This window comes from Heyndrickxia sp. MSNUG, from assembly GCF_049532715.1.
Classification (GTDB): domain Bacteria; phylum Bacillota; class Bacilli; order Bacillales; family Cytobacillaceae; genus Mesobacillus.
In genome coordinates this window covers 1072328-1098604 of sequence record NZ_CP150978.1, presented here as the reverse complement: position 1 = coordinate 1098604, position 26277 = coordinate 1072328, and the positions used below count along the sequence as shown (strand labels likewise).

Genomic DNA, 26277 nt, shown 5'->3' with positions numbered 1-26277 from the left:
TACTTGCTAGGAATATAGATGGCAGGCAGCAAAATGACCAGGTTCAATCTCCCTTAATTCGGGTCTATCAGTCTTGCAAACTTCCATACATTCCTTGCATCTCGTATGGAAGGCACATCCCTTGGGCGGGTTTGCCGGACTTGGGATATCTCCAGTCAGCAGTTCTCGATCCCGCTTAATCTCAGGATCAGGAATTGGAACAGCCGCAAGCAATGCTTTCGTGTATGGGTGAAGCGGTTTTTCGTACAGCTTATCAGCATCCGTAATTTCAACCAGCCTTCCCAAATACATGACGCCCACTCTATCGCTGATGTGCTTTACCACTCCCAGGTCATGGGCTATGAAAATATAAGTCAACTGAAATTCCTTTTGCAGGTCTTCCAGTAGATTCAACACTTGTGATTGAATCGAAACATCAAGCGCTGACACAGGTTCATCCGCAATGATCAACTTCGGCCTTGTCATCAAAGCCCTTGCAATCCCAATCCGCTGGCGCTGCCCGCCGCTGAACTGGTGAGGATACCTCTTTGCGTGATAGCTGCTGAGGCCGACAACCTCAAGCATCTCCCTCACCATCTTCTTGCGTTCCTGTTTAGTGCCAATGCCGTGGACAATCAGTGGTTCCTCAAGGATTTTTTCAACTGTATGCCTCGGATTTAGCGAAGCAAAGGGATCCTGGAATACCATTTGCATATCCTTGCGGTTTTTTCGCATATCACTGTCGGAAAGAGTAACTAGATCTTTTCCTTCAAAGACAACCTGACCTTCAGTTGGATCTGTCAGGCGCATCAGCATTCTTCCTGTTGTTGATTTCCCGCATCCTGACTCGCCAACCAGTCCGAGTGTTTCGCCTTTGTTGACCCAAAAGCTGATATCATCAACAGCTTTTACGCTCCCGGTTTGTTTGCCGAGGACTCCTCCAGTGATAGGGAAGTATTTTTTTAAATTATCAACTTTTAACAGTACTTCTGCCATTAGCTACTCCCTCCTTCTCATGTAAAAGACAGCGCACAGAATGGCCCGGCCTTTCAGTTTCATAGAGTTCGGGATTCTCGCTCAAGCATCGGTCCATGACAAATTCGCACCTGGCTGCAAAGCGGCAGCCAGTCTTGATCGATCCAGGTTTTGGAACGTTTCCTGGAATCGAGTACAAACGCTCTTTTTTCTCACGGATATCAGGAATCGATTTAAGCAGGCCAAGTGTATATGGATGCTTCGGATTCTTGAAGATATCCTCTACAAGCCCTTCCTCAACGATTTTGCCCGCATACATGACAACCACTCGCTGGCAAACCTCTGCCACGACTCCTAAGTCATGGGTAATCATGATAATGGCTGTATCAAGCTTTTCGTTCAAATCCTTCATCAATGCCAAAATTTGCGCCTGAATTGTGACATCAAGTGCTGTAGTCGGTTCGTCAGCAATCAGCACTCTAGGATGGCAGCTTAGAGCCATGGCAATCATGACCCTCTGCCTCATCCCTCCTGAAAGCTGGTGAGGATACTCCTTGATGATTTGCTCTGCTCTCGGGAGCCCTACAAGCTTTAACATTTCAACCGCCTGCTGATAAGCTCCTTTTTTGCCGAGTTTCTTATGTATTTTCAATGCTTCTGTCAGCTGCTCGCCAATCGTGAACAATGGATTTAAGGAAGTCATAGGCTCCTGGAAAATCATTGCTACTTCATTACCCCGAATCTCACGCATTCTTTTTTCCGATGCATGGACAAGGTCTTCACCATTCAGGAGGATTTCCCCACCGGCTATTTTCCCTGGAGGCTGTGGAATCAGTTTCATGATGGATAATGATGTAACGCTCTTGCCGCAGCCTGACTCTCCCACAATCCCAAGGATTTCTCCTTTATTCACTGAGAAGCTGACATCGTCAACAGCGGGAATTTCGCCATCCGATGTGATAAAAGATGTTCTTAAGTTTTTTACATCCAAAACCGGAGCATGTACCACTTTACTACTCCTTTCTATTACCGAAATATTATTGCTGAATAAAATTTACTGCTGTCTGTGTTAAACATTTTATATTAAATGCAATGAGTTAGTCCACTGATTTTTCTTAATTATTTAAATATAATAAATATTATGAATCGTAATAGGTGATTGGTACCATTTTCTATTTTCCCATTTGACGTGACATGAGTCCTTTGGGTTACATTCCCATAAAAAAAACGAAACACAAATATGTGCTTCGTTTTTCAACTCATATTTAATTTTCCAGCTGCTGCACCTGAAATAATCGGTAGTAACCGCCCTGCTTTGCCATTAACTCATCATGGCGGCCAACCTCTACGATTTCTCCATGTTCGATCAGTACAATCCTGTCGGCATGTGTGATCGTGGACAGTCGGTGTGCGACAATGAATGTTGTCCTATCCTTGGCAAGCTTCTCGATTGCTTCCTGAATAAGGTGCTCACTTTCAAGGTCAAGTGCAGAGGTAGCTTCATCCAGGATTAAAATCGGCGGATTCTTCAGAAAGACTCGGGCAATTGCCACACGCTGTTTTTGACCTCCGGAAAGCTTGACGCCCCTTTCCCCTACTTTTGTCTCATACCCTTCAGGTAAATTCATAATAAATTCGTGGGCATTTGCAGCCTTTGCCGCTTCAATTACTTCCTCTTCGCTGGCTCGTGGTTTACCCAGCAGGATATTTGATTTAACCGATTCACTGAATAAAATATTATCCTGTGCAACCATGCCTATTTTATCGCGTAAAGAACGGACTTTAAACGAACGGATGTCTTGTCCATCAAGGAGGATTGCTCCTTCAGTAACATCAAAGAACCTCGGAATGAGGCTGACAAAGGAAGATTTCCCCCCGCCGCTCATTCCTACAAGGGCAATCGTCTCTCCTTTTTCCACATCAATGTTGATGTTCTTAAGGACCGTTTCCTCGCCCTCATCATAGGCAAAGCTTACGCCGTTAAAAGAAATATCTCCATGGACCTTTTTAAGCTCAATCGCATCTTCTGAATCCTTGATATCATATTTTTCATCCATGAATTCGAATACACGGTCCATTGAAGCGATTGACTGAGTCAATGTAGTCGAAGAGTTCACCAGCCTGCGGAGCGGATTGTAAAGCCTGTCGATGTAAGCGATGAACGCAGCCATTTCCCCTATGCTCAGACTCCCCTGGAGAACCTGATAGCCTGAGAAACCGATCACGAGAAGCGGAGCGATATCCGTGATCGTATTGACCACTGCAAATGCTTTGGCATTCCAGCTTGTGTGCTCCAAAGCCTTTGTTAAAAAGTTTTTATTCTGACGGTCAAACTGAGTCTGCTCAAAATCCTCGATCGCGAAGCTCTTAATGACAGAGATTCCTGCTACCCGTTCATGCAAGTAGCTTTGTACCTCAGCAAGTGCCTGTGAACGCTGCCTCGTAAGCTTTCGCAGGTTACCAAAAAAGTACCTGACGGAAAAAGCATAAAAAGGAAACAGGATTAAGGAGACAATGGTCAATTTCACGTCCATCGTGAACATGATAGCAGCCGCTATCACGATAGTAGCAACATCAAGCCACAGGTTCATCAAGCCGGTCACGACAAAGGTTTTCGTTTGCTCAACATCGTTGATCATTCTCGAGATGATCTCACCCGCCCTAGTATTCGAATAATACTTAAAGCTGAGGCGCTGCATGTGCGTAAACAGCCGGTCTCGTATATCATACAGAATTTTGCTTGCTGTCCATTGGGCAAAATATTGGCGGTAATATTCTATCGGCGGACGAAGCACAACAAAAACGACGATCATGATGCCCATTACCCAGAGAAGCTTGTCCGTTTTCTCTGTTTTACTTAATGTGTCGTTTGCAATGACATCATCCAGGACAAATTTTATTAACAATGGGATTAACAGCGGGATTGCGAATTTAAGAATCCCAATAATGATTGTTCCAATAATCTGCAGCCGATATGGTTTTACGAATTTTAAGTATCTGCGGATGCTGCCCAATTTTGTTCCCCCTTATGAAGCCTTACCCAGCCTTAACTGCGAAACAAAAACCTGTTGAAACAAATCAACAGGCTGCTTTGTCTATCCTGATTGGTTAACGGCGATAAGTTAAATACCGTTCATAATAAGTATCGATAAAGTCAGGCGCAAATGGGCCTTTCCTCTGCCTGATCCAGCGTTTCAGCTTTTCGACATTGTATTTCAGGATCTTGTCAATCACATCAGGATATTGCATTTCTTTTCGGTGGCGCTCGTATTCATCTTCATCAAGCAAGTTAAATGTCATATCAGGAAAAACTTTAATATCGAGATCATAATCAATATATTTCAGCGCTTCCCCATCAAAAATAAATGGAGAACTAATATTGCAATAATAGTACACGCCATCTTCCCGAATCATGCCTATAACGTTGAACCACAGTTGAGAGTGGAAGTAACAGATTGCAGGCTCTCTAGTAATCCAGGTTCTTCCGTCTGACTCCGTTACGACTGTCCGGTCATTCCCGCCGATCACAAGATTCTGTGTTCCTTTTAAGACGGTGGTTTCTTCCCAGACTCGATGGATGTGCCCATTGTGCTTATAACTATGGATTTGGACAGATTCACCTTCGATGGGTACGCCCATGTTCTTCTCCCCTACTTTCCTTTCCCGGAAACTTTGCAACCTATCAATGTATATTTATCTAGAAAAAATTGAAAAACGACAAAAGGCAACAAAGAACGATTCCTATTTTTTATTATTATAACGGTTAATGGAAGAATTTAAAACAAAAGAGCCACCGATTTACAGCGATGGCTCCCTAAAATTGATATATTTTTATAAATTAGTGAACTTTTCTGAAATGATTGATTAATAATAGACCTTCCTGAGTGGTTTTTATCGAAAAGTCACCGCTAATTCCTGATACGTATGGATAACTTCTTCTGTCTGCTTTTCAAACATCCGGTGGATCTCTTTCAGTTCCTGCTTCTTCCGGTCAATTTCTACGCGAAGCTCCTCCAGCTCAGCATTCTGCTTGAGAGCATCCAGCTGCTTTTCGATTTCCTGGCACCGTTCTAATTCAGACTGCAGATAAAGAAGCTTCTCCATTGTTTGCATCTGTGTAGAGACCAATTCGTTAAATTTATCCATGCTTTTCCACCGCCTGTAAAAATTTATCTTCCTAATGTATTCGTTCAGGCAGAGGGATTTCCTTTGACTAGTTATGTAGAGTATTCGGAACATTTGTCGAATGATTTTATGAGAAGGTTTCGAGATGGAAAAGACAATTTAAGTTTTGAACACAATCCGATTTTTCACAAGTAAGTGGTCATGGGATGCCCTCCGAGAAAACTCAACTCAATTTTTCAAAAGCTAGTGGTCATGAGAAGTTATTAGGCTATGGAAAAGGCACTCTTCGAATAAAGAGTGCCTTTCGTATAGGTGATCTTAGCTCTGTTGGCCAGAGTTTTGACCTTTTTTAGCTTCTGCTTGTTGGTTTTGTTGACGTACTTCTTGAGCGTTTGTTTCGCTAGCGAACTCAGTGCCGTATTGGCCTTGTGCGCCTTGTGCAGATTGAGCGTTTTGTTGTCTCACCTGCTGAATGTTTGTTCCAGCTTGTGATTGATTAGGTTGTTTTGCCATTGTTATCACCTCCACGAATATTAATTTAACCAACCGTGGAGTGAGCTATCCGATTTTTTTATACCAAATTCAACCAATAATCATTTTTAAACTAATAATGAAATTCCCCCATCAACAATGATTGTCTGCCCGCGAATCATACTGGATTCATCTTTTAAAAGGAACATCACAGCATTAACCATGTCTTCAATCTCGACCATTCTGCCTGCAGGAGTTTTCTCTCTCGCTTCAGCGAGCAGCTCTTCTCTGTTTGGGAAGTGTGTCAATGCTTCTGTATCAACCGCTCCGCCCGAAACAGCATTGACTATGATATTTTTACGGGCAAGCTCAACAGCCAGGTAGCGAGTCAATGCTTCAAGCGCTGCTTTCGATACACCTACCGTTGTGTAGTTCTCCAAATAGCGAATCGAGCCTAAAGAACTGATGCTGACGATTTTACCGCCGCCGTTCCTCTCCATCAGCTTGGCAGCTTCCTGGGCACAGAACAATAGCGCCTTGCTGTTGATATTCATTGTCCAGTCCCAATGTGATTCCTCGAGTTCCATTGCCGGCCTAAGCACACCTGATGCAGCATTATTCACAAATACATCAAGCCGGCCGAATTCCTCATCAATTTGTTCGAACATCGTCTTAATCTTGCTCACATCGCCGACATTTGCTTTAACAACAAGCACCTTTCTGCCAAGCGCTTCTATTTCCTCTGCAGTTTCTTGTGCGGCTTTTCTGCTGCGCGCATAATTGACGACAATGTCATAGCCTTCTTTTGCCAATCTAATTGCTGAAGCTTTACCGATTCCCCGGCTGCTTCCCGTAATCAATGCAACTTTTTGAGTCATAAAAAATACCTCTCTTTATTATATTTTAAACCTCTTATGTAAAATAGCAGCAAAATGCTCCTGCTTAGCCGCTCAATAAATGTGGCCGAGCTTTCGTTGTTTTGTTTCATTTTAGCTTTTTCAGTAATATATGACAATGTCGAGGTCCTCTATCTGTTTGATAAAAATCTCCGAATCTGAAAACAATAACCATAGGTTAATTACACTCGAAAGGATGATCCAAATGTATGTAGGCCGCGATATGACCGAATTGTCCATGATGTCAAAAACAGATTGGAAGGAAAGTGAACTTGCTTTCTTCCACCATTCCCTTCAGCAAATGGTTCCTTATTTAAATGTTGAAGGCCAGTCAATCCACAGAGAAATCATTGAAGAAATTGAACGAAGAGGCGGCTTGAATCGTCATGAGGCTGATTATACACATGGCACTAAGCAAAGTTTTGACTAATTCCAAAACATAACTTTTGATTAAAACCGGACGTGTGATAAAAAAACAAAAAGGCTGCTAACTCTATGGTTTGTCAGCCTTTTTGTATTCCAGATACTGCTTAAGCATCTTTTGGTATGGCACCGGGAAAGCAAATTCTTCGATTTCATTTTCGGAAACTAGTCTAAGTTGTGGCGTTTCTTTGATTTCCCCTGTAAAACTTCCGCTGTACACTTGGATATTCCATATCAAATGCGAAAATACATGATCGATCTGCCCGAGAGAATTATGAACTTTTGGCGATATTTCATATTGTTCCTGAAAATGCTCTGCAAGCTGGTCACGCTGCCGCTGGAAATCAAGGCTCAGCTCGACAGTCGGAAACTCCCATAGGTTTGCAAGCAAGCCTGTTTCAGGTCTTTTGCGAATCATGATTTTCCCTTCTTCATTCGTAAAAATCCCAGCAGCGAGCTGTACATTTCTCTGTTTCTTCTTTTTTGTTTTTACCGGCAATTCAGTCTGGACACCTCCATGAAATGCCTGGCAATGTTCTCTGACCGGACATAGCAAGCATGACGGAGATGTAGGAGTGCAAATAAGAGCCCCAAGCTCCATCACGGCTTGATTGAAGTAGGAGGGGTTTTCGTGAGAGATCAGTTCTCTCACAGCTTCTTCAAAAATTTTTCGTGAGGACGGTTTAGCGATATCATCCCAAATCAGCAAAATACGGGACAATACTCTCATAACGTTTCCATCAACAGCTGGTTCCGGCAAACCGTAGGCAATGCTTAGGATGGCTCCAGCCGTATATGGGCCGACTCCCTTTAATGAAGAAATCTCAGAAGGTGAATTCGGAACTTTACCACTATATTTTTCATGTACTTCCCTGACAGCGGTTTGTAAATTGCGTACCCGGGAATAATAACCAAGTCCTTCCCAGGCTTTCAATACCTTTTCTTCATCAGCATTTGCCAGCGCCTCAACCGTTGGAAAATGCTCCAAAAATCGATTAAAATATGGAATGACGGTATCTACTCTCGTTTGTTGAAGCATGATTTCAGATACCCACACTTTGTAAGGATCCTTATCTTTTCTCCATGGCAAATCACGCTGCTCACTTGCAAACCATCCTATCAAGTCATCCTGAAAGGATTTTTTATCCATTTTATCTACACTTTTCTTGATGTCTTTTGCCACTTTTGTTCCTCCAAGTGTTAAACATTCCGGAAATTTGGGAATATAATATTATCGTTTCTGTTTTATGGCCATGAATCCAATCCGTTCAAGCCCGCCAGGCACAAAGTCTTCAAGGCGGCCGAATACAGAATGGCTCCGGGAAAGACGTAATTTTTTCATTGCATGGTAATGTGCCTCAGTCGGTACATAGAATGATTCAATGAACATATTCCGTTGTTCCGACTGGCTGTATGAAAACATATCTGCCTCAAACTCAGGGAGCATATCAGAAATTTTATCGATAGCCTCACGATATTGGCCAAGCAGACTTTGTTTTACCTCATACTGGATAATCATTTGAATCATGCTAGACAGCTCCTTTATGAAAAAATATTGATCGCAAAGGGCAGACTGCTGAATATAGCCCTTTAAAAGTAAACTATAATTTCTATTGTGACAAGAACTTTTAACTACCTATACCTTCATCAAACTAAAAAATCTTTTATTAGGAGGGTGCTAGATGGATACCGGAACCCACGTCGTCATGGGATTTGCGCTTGGCGGATTAGCGACGCTCGATCCTGCAGTCAGTGAAAGCACCGTCACTGCCAGCAGTGTCTTAATCGCGACACTCATCGGCTCACAAATTCCAGATATAGACACAGTATTGAAATTGAAGAATAACGCAGTTTATATACGGAACCACCGTGGAATAACCCATTCAATCCCCGCAGTGCTTCTTTGGCCGCTGCTGATCACTGGGGTTATATACGCTTTCCATCCTGGAGCAAATTTGCTTCATTTATGGATTTGGACATTTATCGCTGTATTCCTTCATGTTTTTGTCGACATATTTAACGCATATGGAACTCAGGCTCTAAGGCCTTTTTCGTCGAAATGGGTCGCTTTAGGAGTAATTAATACGTTTGATCCAATTATTTTTGCGGTTCATGTTGTCGGATTGTTCCTATGGGCCTTTGGTGCTAACCCTGGTTACACATTCCTGACCATTTACGCGATACTTGTTTTTTACTATATATACCGCTTTATTGTTAAACACCGGGTAAAACAAGCGGTTATCAAAATTGTTCCCGATGCCACTGACATCATCATCGCCCCTACGATGCGATTCAACCAATGGAGAGTGGCTGTGATGAACAAGCATCAGTTCTTTGTCGGCCGTGCTCAAAAAAGCCACGTGAGGATCCTGGATCAATTTAACCGTGTTCCTGTTCCCGAAACACCAGTTCTTAAAGCGGCTAAAAAAGATAAAAACCTTTCAGCCTTCCTGTCATTTTCACCAGTTTATCGGTGGGAATGTGATGAATATGATGATTACTACGAAGTAAGATTCATCGACTTGCGCTATCGCAGCAATGGACACTATCCATTTGTAGCTGTCGTGAATCTCAGCAAAGAATTAGGAATCTTAAGTTCCTATACAGGCTGGATTTACAGTGAGGAGAAACTGAGGAAGAAGCTAGAGTTCATTCCTGGTGAAGGCTAATTTAAAATAAAATCCCCGGCAGACTGATAGTCTTCCGGGGATTTTTGTTTGGACGAATGGCTGGAACAATAATGTGTGGCGGTTTCCTTCGCTTTAAGTGTTCCAATGGCCCTTATTGCATCATTGGAGTGGCCTTTTTACAACCTTGTGTGGTTCCTATGAAGCTGTTTGGAACATTGGGGTGGCTGTTTTTCGCCATTGTGTTGTTCCAATGACCCTTATTGGAACATTAAGTCGGCCGTTTTTCAACCCTGCATTGTTCCAATAAACCTTATTGGAACATTGGGTCGGCCGTTTTTCAACCCTGCATTGTTCCAATAACCCTTATTGGAACATTGGGTCGGCCGTTTTTCAACCCTGCATTGTTCCAATAACCCTTATTGGAGCATTGGATTTGCTGTTTTCACCCTTGTATTGTTCTAATGACCCTTATTGGAACATTGGATTGGCTGTTTTTCACCATTGTATTGTTCCAATGACCCTTATTGGAACATTGGATTGGCTGTTTTTCACCATTGTATTGTTCCAATGACCCTTATTGGAACATTGGATTAGCCATTTTTCATCCTTGTGTTGTTCCAATGACCCTTATTGGAACATTGCATGTGTTTTTTTCATTCCCGTAATGTTCCATTGTACAATTAATGCAAAAATGCAATGCTTATTTCCTCAAACCACCTTAATGTGGTTTTGACTGATCAGATTCCTGGTGTAATAAATGTTTATATTTAGGATTCCTTGCGACAAATTCATGCAGCTGGGAACCGTAATGCTCGATCCACTGGCGGACCACCTTATCGGTCATCTCACTGCCCATGTAATTATGGCCGGCTTTAGCATAGGTTGCTTCAAAATCGCCCCATAATAGTTCCACCCATGTCAATGCCTGTTCATAAGTGATATCTCTGTTTTTTTCCAGAAGCAGCCTGGCTAAATGTTCATGGTATTCATGCATGGTGCTCACCCTTTGCCAATTTTTATTATAGTTATGCAACGTTTATGTTTATCCAATACTATAGATGCGTGCAGCTTTTGGGCTTACACGTAATTATACCCGTCACGGAGGCCAATATGCGAAATAAAGAAACCAACTTCCCTAACCAGAACAACAACAAGCTCGAAGGTGAGCCGCGGGCAAAAGCAGAATATGCCTCAAAAAGGGCTGACGGCACGATCAATACTCATCCGCAGGAACGCATGTATGCTTCTTCACACCGTGAGGATGATACTTCTGCAGCAATAAAGGATCATTAAAAAGGCAAAACCAGGAGTTACTCCTGGTTTTGCTCCAATTTTACCAAAAGAGAAATGGGCAGCGCTTCTTCGTTTCCTTCACCACTTAAGCGTGCTCCCCAGGCAAACACTCCATTCATATAATCAATCTTGAAGTAAGAGCCTGGATCTCCCTCAATCTGATATATTTCTCCTGGTTTGAAATCATCTGGATTCAGCATATAGGATTTGGCCATGGCGATTTTGCGTTCATATACGGCTAGCTCGCTCCCCATTCCCATTTGCTCGGCCTTTCTAGCCTTATCACGAAGGCTTGCGATTTCCTGGTTCAATTCATACTCTGTCATCTCGCTGTAACGTTTTTCTCTGTTCATATCTTTCACTCCTGATTGTTCTTGCTTTTAACATTCGATTTTTTGATATATAACTAAATTATAGCATGTTATTTTAAGGAGGCTACCATGAAAGCAATCATCATGACTGGAGCAGGCTCAGGCCTTGGAAAAGAACTCTCTCTGCTTTTGGCCAAGCAAAACTACCATATGATCTTAACCGGAAGAACCGAAGATAAGCTAAAAGACGTTCAGGTTCAAATTGAAGAATCAGGGGGAAGTGCAACCACTCTTGAGCTTGATATCCGAAATCTGGAGGATGTAAAAGAGAAGGCTCTTCTTCTTAGCAAGAAGCACGATCTCTACGGTCTCGTCAATAACGCTGGGATTGGCTATTTTGGTCCTTTCTCTGAAATCTCCGATCAGGAAATCGAGGGGATGTTTCATACCAATGTATTTGGAACGATCCAGATGACAAAAGCCATCCTGCCATATTTAGAATTGAAAAAGGAAGGTATTGTACTGAACATCGTATCCACTGCAGGGCTGCGCGGCAAGAAGAATGAAGCTGTGTATTGCTCAAGCAAGTTTGCTGTGAGAGGCTTTACCGAAAGTATGCAGAAGGAATATGAGGGAACAGGAATCCGTTTTGTTGCAGCTTATATGGGCGGAATGGATACTCCATTCTGGGAAGGCAGCGATCATATAGATGATCCTTCTAGATTCAGGACTGCTGCAGAAGTTGCAGACATTATCATGAATAACCTTGAAAAGGATGAAATTGTGATAGAATCAAAAAAATCATGACAATTGTCATGATTTTTTTATTCCTCATTTTCCTTCTCTTCTATGAATTCATCGATTAATTCCATCGGGAACCCTTTCCGATATAAAGCCATTTTCATTTTTTGTCTATATTCCCGGGCAGGAAGCTTCACATGCTTGTTATGGAGTTTTTCTCCTTGATAGCGAAGCGCATCCATTTCACTGTCCTCTTCTTTTTCCACTTCTGTTTGCTCCAATGCTGCACGGATGATCGGGAAGGCATACCCTTTCCTTTGCAGCATTTGTTCAATTTTTGCTTCAAAATCCTCGAAGAATCCTTCTTATTTTTCATGGCATATTTTTCACTGAGCTTTATGGCTTTTTCAAGCTGAGCATCAAATGAAACCTCATCCACTACTGTGGAGATGATATCTGGACGTATTCCCTTTTCCTTTAATTCCTTTTTCATAACCTCTGCTCCTTTATCCGTTGTATTGATTTGCGTCCGGACATAGGCAAGGGCAAAATCCTCGTCATTTAAAAATTTCAAATCATGCAATTTGTGAATGGCTTCTTTTATGACAGGCTCTGCCACTTCTTTTTTCTTCAGATGATCACGCACTTCGGCTTCGGATCTCATCCGATGTGCCAGATAATTAATGGCCGTATTATATGCCTTGCGGATATCATCCTGGAAAAGCATTTCTGTTACGGCAAAATCATCAAGCTCCATCCCTTTTTTTAATTGATATTTAATGAGAACATCTTCATCTACACTGAACGCATATTCTTCACCGCGGCCACTGTCGGTAAAAATACTATAACGGTCTTTGTTATGTTTCTGAACGGAGATTTTCGAAATAATTGGCATGCGGTTTCTCCTCTCAAGCACTTATTTAGCAAGAATAATTTCTTCCACTAATCCTAATACCAACTTTAACACATTAAAAGAAGGTTTATCATGCGATAGGAAGTAATATATAAAAGTAGTGGACCTTAAGGGGGAATAATAATGAAAATCGCGATTTCCGGAGGTACTGGTCTTGTTGGCAAAGCATTAAGCAATGAATTGATCCGCAATGGCCATGAAGTGATCATTTTAACTCGGGGCAATATTAATTCCAGCACAAATCCTCATTTTGTCCAATGGCTCAATGACGGCGACCAGCCCGAAAAGGCTCTAGAAGGGATCGATGCAATCGTCAACCTTGCCGGTGCGTCAATCAACAGCAGATGGACAGATGAATATAAACGGGAAATACTTGAAAGCCGGCTTCGGGCCACATCTGAAATGAATCGGATCATCGAAAAATTAAAGCTGAAACCGAAAGTCCTTATCAATGCGAGCGCGGTTGGTTACTACGGCACCTCTTTTACTGAAGAGTTTTCGGAGCAGTCTGCTCAAGGACATGATTTTCTTGCTGAAACTGTTGCTCGGTGGGAAACAGAGGCAAGTGCGGTCAGTGATTCAGGAGTACGTGTTGTACTTTGCCGTTTTGGCGTTGTTCTTGATAAAAAAGGCGGTGCCCTGCCTCGAATGGTTCTGCCATATAAATTATTTGGCGGCGGAAAAATCGGTTCAGGCCAGCAATGGCTATCCTGGATCCATATTAAAGACGTTGTCGGCGGCATTATGTTTGCGATTGAAAAGAAACAGTTAGCAGGACCGGTTAATTTTTCCGCTCCTGAACCAGTTAAAATGAATCAATTCGGTAAGACCCTTGCAAAGGTTATCAACAAGCCACATTGGATGCCAGTCCCTTCTGTAATGCTTAAACTCCTTCTCGGAGAAATGAGTATTCTTGTGTTAGAAGGCCAGCGGGTACGGCCAGAAAAACTGCTAAGTACTGGCTACGTATTCCGTTTCCCTCATTTATCGGCAGCTTTAAACGATATTTTCGGCAAATAAATCCGTTTAATCCTTTTCAAGAAGGAGATACTGCTAAAGTAAAACATTTTGAAAGGGTGGACAAAAATGGATAAAAAGAAAAAGGACAAAGCAAAAAGTACTTTATCAAGCATGCAGGAAGTTACATACAGCCATGAATTCAAAAAGGCAGACAGGGCTGCCGGCTACTCAGCTGGAAAGAGATATTAGGCATTAAGAACACATATATGGCAAAACCTAAAAGTACGGAAATAATCATTTCCGTACTTTTTCAATTTAGAAAGGGGTTTTTCGAATGGGACGTTCCAGAGGACAAAAATCACGTGGCAAAAACAGTGCATCACTTCCACAGGTTCCTAAAAATATGAAATCAGATGGAATCGATGTTGAATTCAATCGTGAGCTTGCCGACCAGGCCGACCTTGAAGCGTTGGCCCGTTCAAAAGCTGCTGATGGACGTGCGAAAAGAAAAATGAAATAACCCTTTAAAAATCAAAAGCAGGATCCCAATTGGGATCCTGCTTTTGATTTAAGGGAGAGGGGGAATGTTTCATCAGCTAGGAAGGGGAAATCATGTGAAAAACTTCACTAACTTTCGATAAGTTAAATATACTCCTTATCACCATTTTATACAATTGAATTCACTAATTGTTCAATAAAACTTTTAAGTATCCTTCACTGTTCCGACAAATTATCCACATGTCTGTGCATAATGTGAGTAATTTTATCCCTAGCTATATTTTTCAATGCCTCGCGACCTAATTTCTAATTTATATTTTTTATGTGGATAATGTGGATAACGCTGTGGAACACTTAAAAATCTAACGTTTATGTTGTTGATAACTGTAAGGATAAAAATTTCAGCAATTTATTTACCCACCCTTTTCAGATAATAAACCTAGTGATTTTCCCTTTAAATTCATGGAATGTGAATAAATATGTTTCTAAAATACACATAATAAACCCAAATAAAGAAACTGATTCACTTGGAGGAATTACACCATGGCAAGAAGAAATAAGATTCTTGTACCGGAAGCACGACAGGCTTTGGATCAATTGAAAGCGCAGGTAGCGGGCACAATGAAACCAGAGGATGCCAAATTCGAAACAGCAAAAGAGGTTGGTATCCCTTTAAACAAAGGTTATAACGGAGGCCTTACCACCCGCGAGGCTGGAAAAGTCGGCGGCAAACTTGGCGGCAATATGGTTCGGGAACTCGTAAGATTAGCTCAGCAAAACTTAAATAAAAAATAGAAATATCGATTCTGCCAATTTTATGACAGAAATCACAGTTGACAGCAGCTGGAAAATGAGCTATAATGAATTAGCTTCGCCAATAAAGAAGTAACTTGAAACACATCGATTAACAATGTAAACAATTAATGGCGTTCTGCTTTTATTTTTAGGTAACAACTTATTCACACTGGATCGGCTTCGGAGCCGTTAGGATGCAAGAGAGGTAGGGCTTGCGTCGTTTAGGTTTAAAAATGGTCAAGTGGAATTTTGTACCGCGGCACAGTTTATAATTGACGTATAATATACATCTTGTGGAGTAGCAAGTTACTCGAAAGCGAACCGTAGCCGGTTCGCTTTTTCTATTACATAAAACATCCTATTAGGATCAAAAATCCATTAGGATGTTTTTTAAATTGCATTATTTATGTCATTTTCATCATTAGATAAGGTGTTTTTGAATGAGGGTAATACAATCGTGACTTCAGTTCCAGCACCTAACTCACTTTTATATGAAATAATCCCGCCCATTGCTTCGATGATTTTTATAGACACTGAAGTTCCAAGCCCTGTTCCTTTATCTTTCGTTGTGTAAAATAAGGTTCCCAGTCTGGCAATCTGCTCACTGTCCATTCCTTTTCCATTATCAGTAATCGTTATGTATGATTCGTCCCCGATTGTTCTCTGATCGATGGAAACTTCTCCACCTTCATCTGTTGCTTCTACTGCATTCTTTATGATGTTCACAAGTGCCTGTTTCAACTGATTCCGGTCTGTCTTCACAAACACTTCCCATTCAAGTTTCACATTGATTTGGACATTCTCCTTTGCGGCAAAGGCTTCAAGGAGAATGGATACCTCTGTGATAATTTTTGCCAATTCTGCATCTTCCAGTTTTTCGAATTGGGGCTTGGCAAAATTCAGGTAATCATTGATGATGGCTTCTGCACGTCCGAGCTCCGTCAGCACGAGGCTGAGATAATAATAATTATCTCCTTTTTCTTGTTTATGCATCATCTGTAGAAATCCTTTAACGACCGTAAGTGGATTGCGAATTTCATGGGCGATCGATGCCGCGAGTTCGCCAAGGGTGTTCAGTTTTTCAGCCCGCAATATTTCTTTTCTCATTAAATTTTTTTCGATTATGGATTCATTCAGAATAGCGGAAATCCAAACTGCAAAAACCTGAATCACACCAAAGATAGCGACATTCATCATCAACTTGTTTGTATTCTCCGGAGAAGCACCATTTGTAAAAACATGTATCACCAGGATAGTAAGCATCGCAAACGCAGGCCAAAACCCAACAAACACCGCTGTCCTTATTCTCGTTTTTGCCTCATGCTTCCAAAACTTTTTCATAAAGATTACCGGGACGATTACTGCGAAAAAGCCACTTGCATACCCAAGAAGGATCTCTCCCCCTAAAAATGTCCTTGTGATCAGATACGTAGCCAGCACCATACCGCCGGCAACAGGGCCTCCATACAAAAAACCAAGAACTAACGGTACATACCGTAAATCCCAATACAGTCCGCCTTCTTCGTATGAAAACACCAGACAAAGAAAAACAGAAACACTTTGAAGAAACCCGCATAAATAAGGAGATTGTCCGAGTTTTTTATTTTCCGAAAGGATGCTATTAATAAAAATTGGCATAAGAATGATCAATAAGTCTAGCAGCAGTTTCTCGGCAAGCATCTGATCTACTCCATTCGAAGGGGTGTTTTTATAAAAATACGACAAACTTTTCACTATTCCTCTATTCCCCGGGAAATTTGTCGCATTTCCACCTTTGATTTCGCAAGGATTATCGTAAGAAAAGCGCAAGCGCCTTAATCAGCCCCGACAAGCGCTGGCCGACTAAAACCGCCACGTCCTGCGGCAACGTCGGCACTAGGACATCGTGTCCGTCGAAGGGCCTGACAGTGAAGTCGTTCTTTGACTTCATTGGCAGGACCGAAATTGAAATGTATAGCCGACTGCCCAGAAACGCAGAAACTGGAGACTCCGACAAAGAAGCGCTTTTTGCTTCTGCCGGCGGAGTTGAAGTTTCGGAGTTTCTAGGAGGCGAAACTAGACAATTCGAAAAGCGGAGGCGACTGGTTAACTCCGACAAGCGCTGGAGGGCCTGACAGTGAAGTCGTTCTTTGACTTCATTGGCAGGACCGAAGCGTCTCGAGGAGTTAGGAGCCGCAGCTAGACAAGCGACTCGAGGGGCTAGGCGCTGGAGCTGGACATTTCTCGAAGTGAATTTTATACTTTCTTATCTTTTAAAAGAAAAGGAGCCCTAAGGCTCCTTCTCTACAAATTTATTAATGTTTTCTTTTCCAACTGGCTTGTATATAAGCCATGATAGAAACCTTTATGTCCTAGCAATTCCTCATGGCTGCCTTTTTCTATGATCTGTCCACTTTCAATAACAATAATCTGGTCTGCGTTCTTGATTGTATTCAATCTATGGGCAATGATGAAGGTAGTCCTTCCCTTCATCAAGTGCTGCAGCGCTTCCTGGATTTTCAGTTCTGTGATGGTATCGATGCTGCTCGTTGCCTCATCCAAAATCAAGATGGATGGATCAGCAAGGATTGCTCTTGCGATGGAAAGCAGCTGTTTCTGCCCCTGGCTAATCCCCGCATCGTCCTGCTTTAATTCTGTATCATATCCTTCTGGCAGCCTTGTTATAAAAGAGTGTGCGTTTGCAGCTTTGGCCGCTTTTTCGACTTCTTCGTCGCTGGCGTCCAACCTTCCGTATCGTATATTCTCCCTTATACTCCCTTGAAAAAGAAAGGAATCCTGAAGAACAAAAGCCATTTGCTGGCGAAGGCTTTCACGTTTTATTTTTCTACTGTCGTGACCATCGATTAGAATGGAACCACTATCTGGCTCGTAAAAGCGAGAAATCAAATTAATGATGGTGGACTTCCCTGCTCCTGTTGGCCCTACTAAGGCAATGCTGTCTCCTGGCTGTGCCTTGAATGATAAGCTGGAAACAGTATCTCCTCCCTTTTCATAAGAGAAGCTTACCTGTTTGAATTCTACTTCCCCTTTTATTCCCGGAAGATCAGCTGCTGCATTCTCATCGATTGCTTCCTCATCTGTATCAAGGATATCAAACACCCTATCAGCACCAGCTACTGCTGACAGCAATGTATTGAATTGGTTAGATAAATCATTCAGCGGCCTTGTAAACTGCCTTGCATATTCAGTGAAAATGACAATGGTCCCAATCGAAACCATACCTTTCAAGGCAAAGTAGCCTCCAACAGCAGCCACGAGAGTAAAACTCAGGTTATTCAGCATATTCATCAACTTAGGTATGAAACCGGTAAACGTTTGTGCCCAATATCCTGATTCCTTTAATTCCTTATTTTTTATCCTGAACTCTTCAATAACCTTATTTTCCTGCGAAAAGGATTTAATGATCTTTTGGCCGGAAATCGTTTCTTCAATGTAGCCGTTCATTTCACCGAGCCTGCGCTGCTGCTCTTTATACAATTTGCCAGTCCGGTTTGTAATCCATTTCATCCCCAAGAACATGACAGGTACGATTACCATAGTAACTATCGTTAGGAGCGGGCTCAGCCAAATCATGACCACAAGAGTCCCGACTAATGTAAGCAAACTGGAGAAAATTTGGATTACAGAGGAATTGAGCGTGGAGCTGACGTTTTCTATATCATTTGTGACCCTGCTCATCAGCTCCCCATGCTGACGTTTATTGAAAAAGTCTATCGGCAGCTTATGAAAATGTCTGAAAAGCTGCTTCCTCATTGTATATACTGTCTTTTGTGCTATCCCAATCATCCAGTAGCTTTGCAGCCATAAACTCTGAGAAAGCAATATATATACAGCAGCGAGTCCCACTAGCAGCCAGATGAACCCTTCTGTTGTTTCTTTTGCAAGATATTCATCAATGCCCCAGCCAATCAGAAATGGTCCAAGGAGGCCAAGGCCAGAGCTTGCGAGAACCATCAGAAGGACCAGGATTATTAAGCTTCGGTGATCAGCAAGATAGGACCAGATCCTTTTGACGGTGGAGCCAAGACTACTCGTTTTTTGTCCTTCATCTTCCTTAAAATTGCTTGATTGCTTTTTTAACACTCTGCCTTCACCTCCCCAAACTGGGATTCGTAAATTGCCCGATAAAGCTGGGAATGCTTCAGTAAATAGTGGTGGTCTCCAGCAGCGGTTAAGGCGCCGTCTTCGAGCAGAAGAATTTTGTCAGCCTCTTTAGCCGTACTAATCTTCTGCGTGATGACAATAGTCGTGCATTTGTATTTACTGACAGCGTCTAGCAGCTTCGCTTCTGTTTTTAAGTCAAGTGCACTGGTGCTGTCATCAAGCAGCAGGATTTTTGGTTTTTTGATCAGTGCCCTGGCAATGGACAAACGTTGCTTCTGTCCGCCTGAAAGATTGACTCCCTTTTGCCCTAAAAGCGTTTCGTATTTGTTAGGAAGCTTTTCAATCGTTTCATGGATTTGCGCATTACTTGCAGCCTCGGCCATTTCATCATACGTCGCATCTTCTTTCCCCCAGGCAAGGTTTTCCTTAATCGAGCCTGTGAACAAAAGCGCTTCCTGCGGTACATAACCGATTTGCTCCCTGAGGCTTTTAAGCTTCCATTCTTTTATATTGCGCCCGTCAATCCTGACTTCTCCCTCTGTCACATCGTACAGGCGGGGAATAAGCTGGAACATGGCAGTTTTACCAGCACCTGTGGCACCCAGGACTGCCACCGTTTCACCCGATTCGATCGTAAACGTGAGATTTTGCAGGATTGGAATGTTCGTATTTGGGAATTGGAACGACACATTTCTGAATTGTATGTTCCCATTTGTTATTTCATTTTCATCTGCACTGTCAGCACTGTCCTGTAGATCAATTTCTTCGTTTAATACTTCCTCAACACGCTCAGCCGATGCTTTTGAACGGGATAACACCATGATGATCCAAGAGAACATGGAGAAGGCAGTTGTAATTCTGGCGGCATAGTTCACGATTGCGACTACCTCACCAACTGATACCGTTCCTTTCAGTACCTCTATTTTCCCAAACCAAAGCACGGCTATGATACTCATATTCATGAAAAGGAGCAGGATCGGAATTGTGGCTTCTATTACTCTTAGTGCAAAAACCGTTTTATCCCTGAGATCATTGTTTGCACTTTCAAACCTTGTGCCTTCATAGTCACCTCTGTCGAAAGCCTTTATCAGCCTCATGCCTACAAGGTTTTCTCTCATGACACTATTCACCTTATCAAGGCGTTTCTGGACATTTTTAAATAATTTAGCTGCCTTTGTCATGATCCAGATGAGAAATACTAACAGCGGCGGCATAATGACAGCGAAGGCGAGAGCCAATTTTACATTGACTAGCATAGCCATGACAATTCCGCCAACGACCATAAGCGGGGCACGCATTGCAATCCGCAGGCTCATGAAAACGGTATTCTGCAACTGTGTGACATCGTTCGTTATTCTCGTGATCAAAGAAGATGCTGGGAAATGGCTGAAATTTGTGAAAGAAAATGACTGGACCTTGCCAAAGAGCTTCTCCCTCAAATCAAATCCAAAGCTCTGGCCAGCGTGAGCTGCGATAAATGAATTTGTAATGCCTGAGGCAAAAGCCAGCAGTGAAAGTCCAAGCATGCCCCCTCCGTATTTAATAATCGTATCCAAATCCTTCTCAACGATTCCTTCATCAATAATTTTCGCCACTAACAGCGGCTGCCACAGCTCGACCGACAACTCTATAAGCATTAAGCTAAGTGCCGCTGCAATCGGAATACGGTATGGTTTTATAAAAGAAAAAACTTTCATGAAGTAAAGCCCTCCAGTAGATAACACCTATAATTATTTCGCCCATCGAATTTTCATATCTTTTATCATACCTTGTTTGGGGAATTTTTTGAATTGAAAGATAAAAAAAACGGCCCTTTTTTCAGGACCGGTCTTCTCCACTCTTTCTGTAGAGTAAATATGAATACAGGTAGGGGGTGATCACCGTAATTGCGATAACTGCGAAAAAGACGGTTTCCTTCCAAAAGGCAGGCACAAATGTGGCAGCTATCATTACAAGGCCTCCGAAAAAGAAAATTTTAGAGGCAGCCCGGTGTGTCTTTTTCCAGACTTCATCACTGCTAAGTGTCCAGGGATTGCGAATGCCTATGAAAAAATTAGACCGGATCTGAGGCATGTAATTCCCTAAAACCATGAAGATGATCCCGACGACCAAAGGACCCATGGTTGCGATCGGCACATCATAACCCGCGGCATTAAAAATGATAAATAGATTGATAACAAAAAAGACACTGAGAAGAACATTCATCATCATGTTATAACTCTTTGAAAAATATTGGTAATTTAATTTACGCGGGTCTACTTTAGGCAGAAAAGCCATTGAGACATAAATCAGCACCATGATGCCCAGTGTGGAGAACATTGCATTAATCTTGGCAGCAAAACCATCTGCTTCACCAGTTAGATTCCAGTGGATCGGAACCTGGTCCGGGAGCTTAGGGTAGGCGATTATCCAGGCCAGCATCATCAAGCCAATCAACGTTAAAGGTAAAAAATGCTTTCTCATATTATTGATCCCCCTTTTTATCGGTAAAACTGAATGCCCAGCTGATTAACTCCTGAAAAACCGTAATATTCAGTGAATAAATAATAAACTGACCCTGCTTTTCATCCTGGATCAGACCCGCATGCTTCAGCAGTTTAAGATGCTGGGAAATGCTTGGTTTTGAAATATTGAAATGATCTGCAATTTCTCCTGCTGTTAAATCTTTTTCCTTTAAAAGGTCTAAAATCTTCCTTCTGGTTGGGTCTGATAAAGCTTTGAATGCCTCATTCAAAGTATGAAGCCTCCTTGTATAATACTTAGTTTAGATATTTAGTTATTTAACTAAATAATAAAATAATTATTAGTAATTTTCAACCATAATATAGAAAATAAAGTAAATTTTTATGCAAATAAAATAACCTGAAGCAAAGCTCCAGGTTTTCAAATTTACATACATTCATTTTCCACGGTGTGTATCAACTTTTTCAATAGCTCTACCGAATTGTCCAGAGAGAGAGAATAATACCGCTGTGTGCCCTTTTGTTCGATTGCCACAATATTCTGTTCACGCAGGATTTTTAAATGATGGGAAATCGCCGGCCGCGATAAAGTTGAATGCTCTGCAATGTGGTTAACACTTAAGCTCTCGTGTTCAGCCAAAAGCAATATGATATCCTGCCTGGCTGGATCACTTAATGCAGTAAAGAGCGGTATACACGAACGAAAAACTTCGATTGCTTGTTCCCCCATTGAACGATCTCCTTTATTCTTCTTTTTCCAATATTAAAACGCAGTTATGCCTCTTTCGCAACATATTTGGCTATTTTAGCTGCTAAGCTTCTTGGGAGGAATTTTGCTGCATACGCTCCTAGTTTGTTCGTGCTGCCAGTGATGACTACCCGCTTTCCAGATAAAAGTGCTCGATATCCTTCTTCAGCAACTTCTTGTGATGACATCGCGCCGCTGAACATTTTTGTCTTTTCAACATTGGCAACGGAAGCAAAATTCGTCTTTGTGGCTCCCGGGCAAAGCGTGGTTACCGTTACATTCGTATCAGTCAGCTCTTCAGCCAATGCTTCTGAAAATGAAAGAACGTACGCTTTCGTTGCATAGTAAACAGCCATCAACGGGCCTGGCTGGAAAGCCGCAGTACTTGCAACATTAAGAATTCTGGCTGCATTAGAACTATTTCTCATTTCAGGTAAAAAGTAATATGTCAACTCAGTAAGTGCCGTGATATTTAATTGGATCATTTCCGATTGTTTGCTAATTTGCAGTTCATCAAATTTACCCATTAACCCAAAACCTGCATTATTCACTAATGTATTAATCGTAATACCAGCAGCTTTGACTTCCTCAAAAACTTCTTTGGCCGCATATTGATTGCTTAGGTCTTTTTCAATAACAGTAACTTTTGAATTTGAGTAATGACTCTTTATCTCTTCCATCTTCAATTTATTCCGTGCTACCAGCACTAAATCATACCCATCGGCAGCAAACATCTTTACAAATTCATATCCTAAACCGCTTGTTGCTCCAGTGATCAAAACTGTTTTATTCATTATTGAATTACCTCCTGATTTATCCCTAACATTCAAATGTTTAAACGTTTAAGTGTTTAAACATATAATATATTAATTCCCCTTAACATTCAAGGATTAAATTTTGATAAAGGCTGTTTTCGTAACATTTCATTCTTTAAATATGTTGATTTAATAAAGTCTTTTTATACAAAACAACTTCCACCAAAGCGTAATGTTATTAGAAAAATTATCAAGGTAGGAGTGATTGGAATATTTTTTGTACTTCATGATGGTTAGCTTCATTAGGATTTTCGTTTTTGCATCGGCTAAGATTCTATTCCCAATCTACTCACCAAGAGCACAAAAAAACCGGCCGCAAAATGCGGCCGGCACTTAATGATTATGATTTCTGCGCCAGGTGGTCCTTTAACTGGTCGCGCAAGGCTCTTTTCAGGAATTTACCAACTGAAGTCTTCGGGATTTCTTCTATAAAGATGATATCATCTGGGAGCCACCACTTGGCAAATTGCGGTGTGATGAAATCGAGCAGTTCTTGTTTATCGACGCGATTCTTATACTGTTCCTTCAAGACGACGCAGGCAATCGGTCGTTCCTGCCATTGCTGGTGCGGCACGGCTACGACGCTCGCTTCGAATACGGCTTCATGTGCCATCAATGCATTCTCTAAATCAACTGACGAAATCCATTCTCCGCCGCTCTTGATTAGGTCCTTGGTGCGGTCAACGAGCTTGATGACGCCTTCTTCATCAACGGTTGCTACGTCGCCAGTGTACAGCCATCCGTCCTTGAACGCGTCATTGGAACGATCATCCTTATAATACTCATCAGCAATCCATGGCCCACGAAGCAGGAGTTCACCCATTTCCTCTCCGTCCCATTTGACTTCTCCATTGCCGCCGATTACTTTCATTTCCAGGCCCGGCACAAGGAGACCCTGCTTTGAGCGGATATCGAGGATTTCATCCTCGTCCAAACCGACCTGATAGCTTTTCAGGCGTGATACAGTCGCCAGCGGAGTCGTCTCGGTCATGCCATAAGCGTGAAGGAACGGAATCTTATATTTCGTTTCAAAAGCTTTGATCATTCCTCGTGGCGCTGCTGAACCTCCGCAGACAATGGATCGTAACGAAGAAGTGTCATAGCTTCCATTTTCGAGTTCGTTCAGCAACCCGAGCCAAATGGTCGTTACACCAGCTGTAAAAGTAACTTTCTCCTGTTCGATCAGCTCTGCCAGCAACTTTGGCGTAAACAGCGGCCCAGGCAGTACCTGAGTCGATCCGAACCAGGTCGCGGCGAACGGCAGCCCCCAGGCATTGGCATGAAACATCGGCACAACTGGAAGGACGACATCCGTTTCCGAAAGCGCCGCGGTATCCGCCAATCCAAATGCGAAGCTGTGCAGGACGATTCCTCTGTGAGAGTATACTACTCCCTTTGGATTCCCTGTAGTTGCCGAGGTATAGCACATTCCAGCCGGGTCATTTTCATCGATATCCTTCACGAATTCAAAATTCGGGCTGGCTTCACGGAGCAGGGCTTCATAGGAATAGACTGGCTCAAGCGTTGTTTCTGGAAGCTCATCCTTATCCGTCATGATGATATAGGCCTCTACGGTTTTAAATTGCTCCTTGCTCCGTTCAATCAGCGGCAGCAAATCTTCATCTATTAATAAAACCTTGTCTTCTGCATGATTGATAATATAAGAGACATGTTCCGGTGACAGGCGTATGTTGATTGTATGCAGTACGGCACCCATCCCCGGCGCAGCGAAGTAGACTTCCAGATGGCGGTGATGATTCCAGGCAAATGTGCCGACCCTATCTCCTTTGCTGACTCCCAGCTTTTCAAGCGCACTGGCAAGCCTGCGAGTGCGTTCACCAATTTCCTTGTAAGTAAACCGATGGATTCCAGATAAGGTCCGTGAAACTACCTGTTTTTTCGGGAAAAATTTCTCTGCTCTTTCCAATAGTGATCCTACTGTCAGTGGAACATTCATCATACCGACATTTCCCCTTCCGCTTCTCTTAAAATGTGAATTTTATAAGATACCTTTTGTCTGCCAATCTCTGATTTGCTGTTCAGTCACTCCAAGTGATTCTCTTAAAATAGCTTCAGTCTGTTCTCCTTTATGCGGCGGCTGTGCTAATGAAACTTCAAATTTATCTCCATGCATTTTTATTTGGCCCTCAGCGGAGATAAAGTCCTTTTCCTTAAAATAAGGATATTTTGCCAGCTCGCCGGCCTCCAAAACAGGGGCAAGACAGCAGTCCACTTTCATCCCAAATTCAGTCCACTCTGAGAGGGATTTGCTTTTAAACAAATTAACAAGTTCGTTGTATATTGGATTGGTTTCGTCCGGTTTTGAATAATGGGCAGGCAGCCACTCTTCCCTGCCTACAGCCTGACAGAAGTTTCGCCAGAATTTCGGTTCCAGTGCAGCCAGGCTAATATATCGGCCATCTTTCGTTTCATACACCCCATAACCGATAACAGTTCCGTTCAGTACAGAAACGCCATTTTTGTATCCCGTTTCTCTTTCAATTAAAACATGGTTAGCCATCAAGGATGCCATGCTGTCAGCAATCGAAATGCAGTGATAGCTTCCCAGGCCTGTTGATCCGCGGGCAACCAGACCAGCGAGGATTCGCTCGCTGGCTGCCATGCCGCCAATATAGTCGGCAAATGTATTTGATGGATGAATTGGCTTCGCGCTGCTATCCTTCAGCTGGGCAAGGGCACCGCTTAAACTCATGTAATTTAAGTCATGGCTGCCAAGCTGCGACATCGGGCCGCTGTTTCCGTAGCCGGTAATCGAGCAATAGACAATGCCGGGATTTATATAGCTGACCGTCTCATATCCGAGCCCGAGCTTTTCCATCACACCAGGGCGGAAACTCTCAACGACCGCATCTGCATCTGCAAGGAGACCAAGTGCTATTTGCCTTCCTTCTCCATGCTTCAAATTGATCACAATGCTTTTTTTCCCCGGTTGTGAGCAGTAAATACGTAACCGTTACCTGTATTCCTGGCAGGGTCTCCTTCTGGGGCTTCCACCTTTATGACTTCCGCTCCTAACTCAGCCAGCCTCAGCGTAGCAAATGGTCCAGGTATATAATTAGTGAAGTCAATAATCTTAATCCCATTCAGCATGGTGCAAATTCCTTTCTTTTACGCTGA

General features: G+C 42.5%; 29 protein-coding genes and 1 pseudogene. 8 read left to right on the top strand and 22 right to left on the bottom strand.

Translation table 11 applies throughout. The features are described 5' to 3' along the window. Positions 1 to 6: 6 nt before the first annotated feature. From AABM38_RS05415 to fabL, 7 genes are all read right to left on the bottom strand, one after another. Positions 7 to 975: an ABC transporter ATP-binding protein gene (locus tag AABM38_RS05415; protein WP_423409485.1), complete on the bottom strand. Its 969-nt coding sequence runs from the start codon at positions 973 to 975 to the stop codon at positions 7 to 9. After that, a complete protein-coding gene (locus AABM38_RS05410) occupies positions 950 to 1963 on the bottom strand; it encodes an ABC transporter ATP-binding protein (protein ID WP_423409484.1) in 1014 nt (337 codons plus the stop codon). The genes AABM38_RS05415 and AABM38_RS05410 overlap by 26 nt, the downstream gene beginning before the upstream one ends. 256 nt (positions 1964 to 2219) lie before the next feature. Further along, the gene (locus AABM38_RS05405) at positions 2220 to 3968 is read right to left on the bottom strand and encodes an ABC transporter ATP-binding protein (protein WP_423409483.1); all 1749 of its coding nucleotides are present in this window, start codon (positions 3966 to 3968) and stop codon (positions 2220 to 2222) included. Positions 3969 to 4062: 94 nt separating this feature from the next. Continuing rightward, a complete protein-coding gene (gene ntdP / locus AABM38_RS05400; RefSeq protein ID WP_335377173.1) occupies positions 4063 to 4593 on the bottom strand; it encodes a nucleoside tri-diphosphate phosphatase in 531 nt (176 codons plus the stop codon). Positions 4594 to 4845: 252 nt separating this feature from the next. Further along, positions 4846 to 5100: a YgaB family protein gene (locus AABM38_RS05395; protein ID WP_335377172.1), complete on the bottom strand. Its 255-nt coding sequence runs from the start codon at positions 5098 to 5100 to the stop codon at positions 4846 to 4848. Positions 5101 to 5397: 297 nt separating this feature from the next. After that, positions 5398 to 5592, bottom strand: coding sequence for a gamma-type small acid-soluble spore protein (locus tag AABM38_RS05390; RefSeq protein ID WP_423409482.1), 195 nt, complete (start codon positions 5590 to 5592; stop codon positions 5398 to 5400). A gap of 86 nt (positions 5593 to 5678) precedes the next feature. Further along, a complete protein-coding gene (fabL, locus tag AABM38_RS05385) occupies positions 5679 to 6428 on the bottom strand; it encodes an enoyl-[acyl-carrier-protein] reductase FabL (protein WP_423409481.1) in 750 nt (249 codons plus the stop codon). A 223-nt stretch (positions 6429 to 6651) separates the two neighbouring features. Between fabL and AABM38_RS05380 the strand changes: the two genes are divergently transcribed. Then, positions 6652 to 6876 carry a hypothetical protein gene (locus AABM38_RS05380; RefSeq protein WP_423409480.1) on the top strand — a complete coding sequence of 75 codons (225 nt, stop codon included), beginning with the start codon at positions 6652 to 6654 and terminating at the stop codon, positions 6874 to 6876. A gap of 63 nt (positions 6877 to 6939) precedes the next feature. Here AABM38_RS05380 and mutY read toward each other — a convergent pair whose 3' ends face one another. Both mutY and AABM38_RS05370 read right to left on the bottom strand, forming a co-directional pair. Next, complete coding sequence (mutY, locus tag AABM38_RS05375; protein ID WP_423410666.1) at positions 6940 to 8019, bottom strand: A/G-specific adenine glycosylase; 1080 nt, start codon at positions 8017 to 8019, stop codon at positions 6940 to 6942. 81 nt (positions 8020 to 8100) lie between these two features. Then, the gene (locus AABM38_RS05370; protein WP_335377168.1) at positions 8101 to 8397 is read right to left on the bottom strand and encodes a hypothetical protein; all 297 of its coding nucleotides are present in this window, start codon (positions 8395 to 8397) and stop codon (positions 8101 to 8103) included. Between the two features lie 154 nt (positions 8398 to 8551). On the opposite strand from AABM38_RS05370, the gene AABM38_RS05365 reads away from it, so the two are divergent. Then, entirely contained in the window at positions 8552 to 9538 is a 987-nt protein-coding gene (locus tag AABM38_RS05365) for a metal-dependent hydrolase (protein WP_423409479.1), read from the top strand. A 679-nt stretch (positions 9539 to 10217) separates the two neighbouring features. On the opposite strand, the gene AABM38_RS05360 is transcribed toward AABM38_RS05365, so the two are convergent. Further along, a complete protein-coding gene (locus AABM38_RS05360; RefSeq protein ID WP_423409478.1) occupies positions 10218 to 10493 on the bottom strand; it encodes a YfhJ family protein in 276 nt (91 codons plus the stop codon). Positions 10494 to 10609: 116 nt separating this feature from the next. Here AABM38_RS05360 and AABM38_RS05355 point away from each other — a divergent pair, with 116 nt between their 5' ends. After that, on the top strand, positions 10610 to 10792 hold the full coding sequence (locus tag AABM38_RS05355; RefSeq protein WP_423409477.1) for a small, acid-soluble spore protein K: 183 nt from the start codon (positions 10610 to 10612) through the stop codon (positions 10790 to 10792). Between the two features lie 17 nt (positions 10793 to 10809). Here AABM38_RS05355 and AABM38_RS05350 read toward each other — a convergent pair whose 3' ends face one another. Next, on the bottom strand, positions 10810 to 11145 hold the full coding sequence (locus tag AABM38_RS05350; RefSeq protein ID WP_423409476.1) for a YfhH family protein: 336 nt from the start codon (positions 11143 to 11145) through the stop codon (positions 10810 to 10812). Positions 11146 to 11232: 87 nt separating this feature from the next. Here AABM38_RS05350 and AABM38_RS05345 point away from each other — a divergent pair, with 87 nt between their 5' ends. Next, entirely contained in the window at positions 11233 to 11910 is a 678-nt protein-coding gene (locus AABM38_RS05345; RefSeq protein WP_423409475.1) for an SDR family NAD(P)-dependent oxidoreductase, read from the top strand. A gap of 17 nt (positions 11911 to 11927) precedes the next feature. Here AABM38_RS05345 and AABM38_RS05340 read toward each other — a convergent pair whose 3' ends face one another. Both AABM38_RS05340 and AABM38_RS05335 read right to left on the bottom strand, forming a co-directional pair. Next, positions 11928 to 12086, bottom strand: a complete 159-nt coding sequence (locus tag AABM38_RS05340) for a hypothetical protein (protein ID WP_423409474.1) — start codon at positions 12084 to 12086, stop codon at positions 11928 to 11930. Then, the gene (locus tag AABM38_RS05335) at positions 12038 to 12739 is read right to left on the bottom strand and encodes a RecX family transcriptional regulator (RefSeq protein WP_423409473.1); all 702 of its coding nucleotides are present in this window, start codon (positions 12737 to 12739) and stop codon (positions 12038 to 12040) included. Before AABM38_RS05335 ends, AABM38_RS05340 begins: the two co-directional genes overlap by 49 nt. A gap of 141 nt (positions 12740 to 12880) precedes the next feature. Between AABM38_RS05335 and AABM38_RS05330 the strand changes: the two genes are divergently transcribed. From AABM38_RS05330 to AABM38_RS05315, 4 genes are all read left to right on the top strand, one after another. After that, on the top strand, positions 12881 to 13777 hold the full coding sequence (locus tag AABM38_RS05330; RefSeq protein WP_423409472.1) for a TIGR01777 family oxidoreductase: 897 nt from the start codon (positions 12881 to 12883) through the stop codon (positions 13775 to 13777). Between the two features lie 66 nt (positions 13778 to 13843). Then, complete coding sequence (locus tag AABM38_RS05325; RefSeq protein ID WP_423409471.1) at positions 13844 to 13966, top strand: YfhE family protein; 123 nt, start codon at positions 13844 to 13846, stop codon at positions 13964 to 13966. Positions 13967 to 14051: 85 nt separating this feature from the next. After that, the gene (locus AABM38_RS05320) at positions 14052 to 14237 is read left to right on the top strand and encodes a YfhD family protein (protein ID WP_335377159.1); all 186 of its coding nucleotides are present in this window, start codon (positions 14052 to 14054) and stop codon (positions 14235 to 14237) included. A 521-nt stretch (positions 14238 to 14758) separates the two neighbouring features. Then, a complete protein-coding gene (locus tag AABM38_RS05315; RefSeq protein WP_423409470.1) occupies positions 14759 to 15010 on the top strand; it encodes a small, acid-soluble spore protein, alpha/beta type in 252 nt (83 codons plus the stop codon). A 390-nt stretch (positions 15011 to 15400) separates the two neighbouring features. Here the strand turns inward: AABM38_RS05315 and AABM38_RS05310 are convergent, their stop codons facing one another. The 9 genes and pseudogenes from AABM38_RS05310 to AABM38_RS05270 all read right to left on the bottom strand — a co-directional run bounded on the left by AABM38_RS05310 (position 15401) and on the right by AABM38_RS05270 (position 26250). After that, a complete protein-coding gene (locus tag AABM38_RS05310; protein WP_423409469.1) occupies positions 15401 to 16690 on the bottom strand; it encodes an ATP-binding protein in 1290 nt (429 codons plus the stop codon). Between the two features lie 603 nt (positions 16691 to 17293). After that, positions 17294 to 19093, bottom strand: a complete 1800-nt coding sequence (locus AABM38_RS05305; RefSeq protein WP_423409468.1) for an ABC transporter ATP-binding protein — start codon at positions 19091 to 19093, stop codon at positions 17294 to 17296. Next, complete coding sequence (locus AABM38_RS05300; protein ID WP_423409467.1) at positions 19087 to 20811, bottom strand: ABC transporter ATP-binding protein; 1725 nt, start codon at positions 20809 to 20811, stop codon at positions 19087 to 19089. Before AABM38_RS05300 ends, AABM38_RS05305 begins: the two co-directional genes overlap by 7 nt. A 121-nt stretch (positions 20812 to 20932) precedes the next feature. Beyond that, a complete protein-coding gene (locus tag AABM38_RS05295; protein WP_423409466.1) occupies positions 20933 to 21577 on the bottom strand; it encodes an SdpI family protein in 645 nt (214 codons plus the stop codon). A 1-nt stretch (position 21578) separates the two neighbouring features. Then, on the bottom strand, positions 21579 to 21848 hold the full coding sequence (locus AABM38_RS05290; protein ID WP_423409465.1) for an autorepressor SdpR family transcription factor: 270 nt from the start codon (positions 21846 to 21848) through the stop codon (positions 21579 to 21581). 155 nt (positions 21849 to 22003) lie between these two features. Then, positions 22004 to 22306 carry a metalloregulator ArsR/SmtB family transcription factor gene (locus AABM38_RS05285; protein ID WP_335377154.1) on the bottom strand — a complete coding sequence of 101 codons (303 nt, stop codon included), beginning with the start codon at positions 22304 to 22306 and terminating at the stop codon, positions 22004 to 22006. Between the two features lie 44 nt (positions 22307 to 22350). After that, the gene (locus tag AABM38_RS05280; RefSeq protein WP_423409464.1) at positions 22351 to 23118 is read right to left on the bottom strand and encodes an SDR family NAD(P)-dependent oxidoreductase; all 768 of its coding nucleotides are present in this window, start codon (positions 23116 to 23118) and stop codon (positions 22351 to 22353) included. Positions 23119 to 23479: 361 nt separating this feature from the next. After that, the gene (locus tag AABM38_RS05275; protein WP_423409463.1) at positions 23480 to 25099 is read right to left on the bottom strand and encodes a long-chain fatty acid--CoA ligase; all 1620 of its coding nucleotides are present in this window, start codon (positions 25097 to 25099) and stop codon (positions 23480 to 23482) included. Between the two features lie 39 nt (positions 25100 to 25138). Then, positions 25139 to 26250, bottom strand: a pseudogene (locus AABM38_RS05270) (CaiB/BaiF CoA transferase family protein). Positions 26251 to 26277 lie beyond the last annotated feature (27 nt).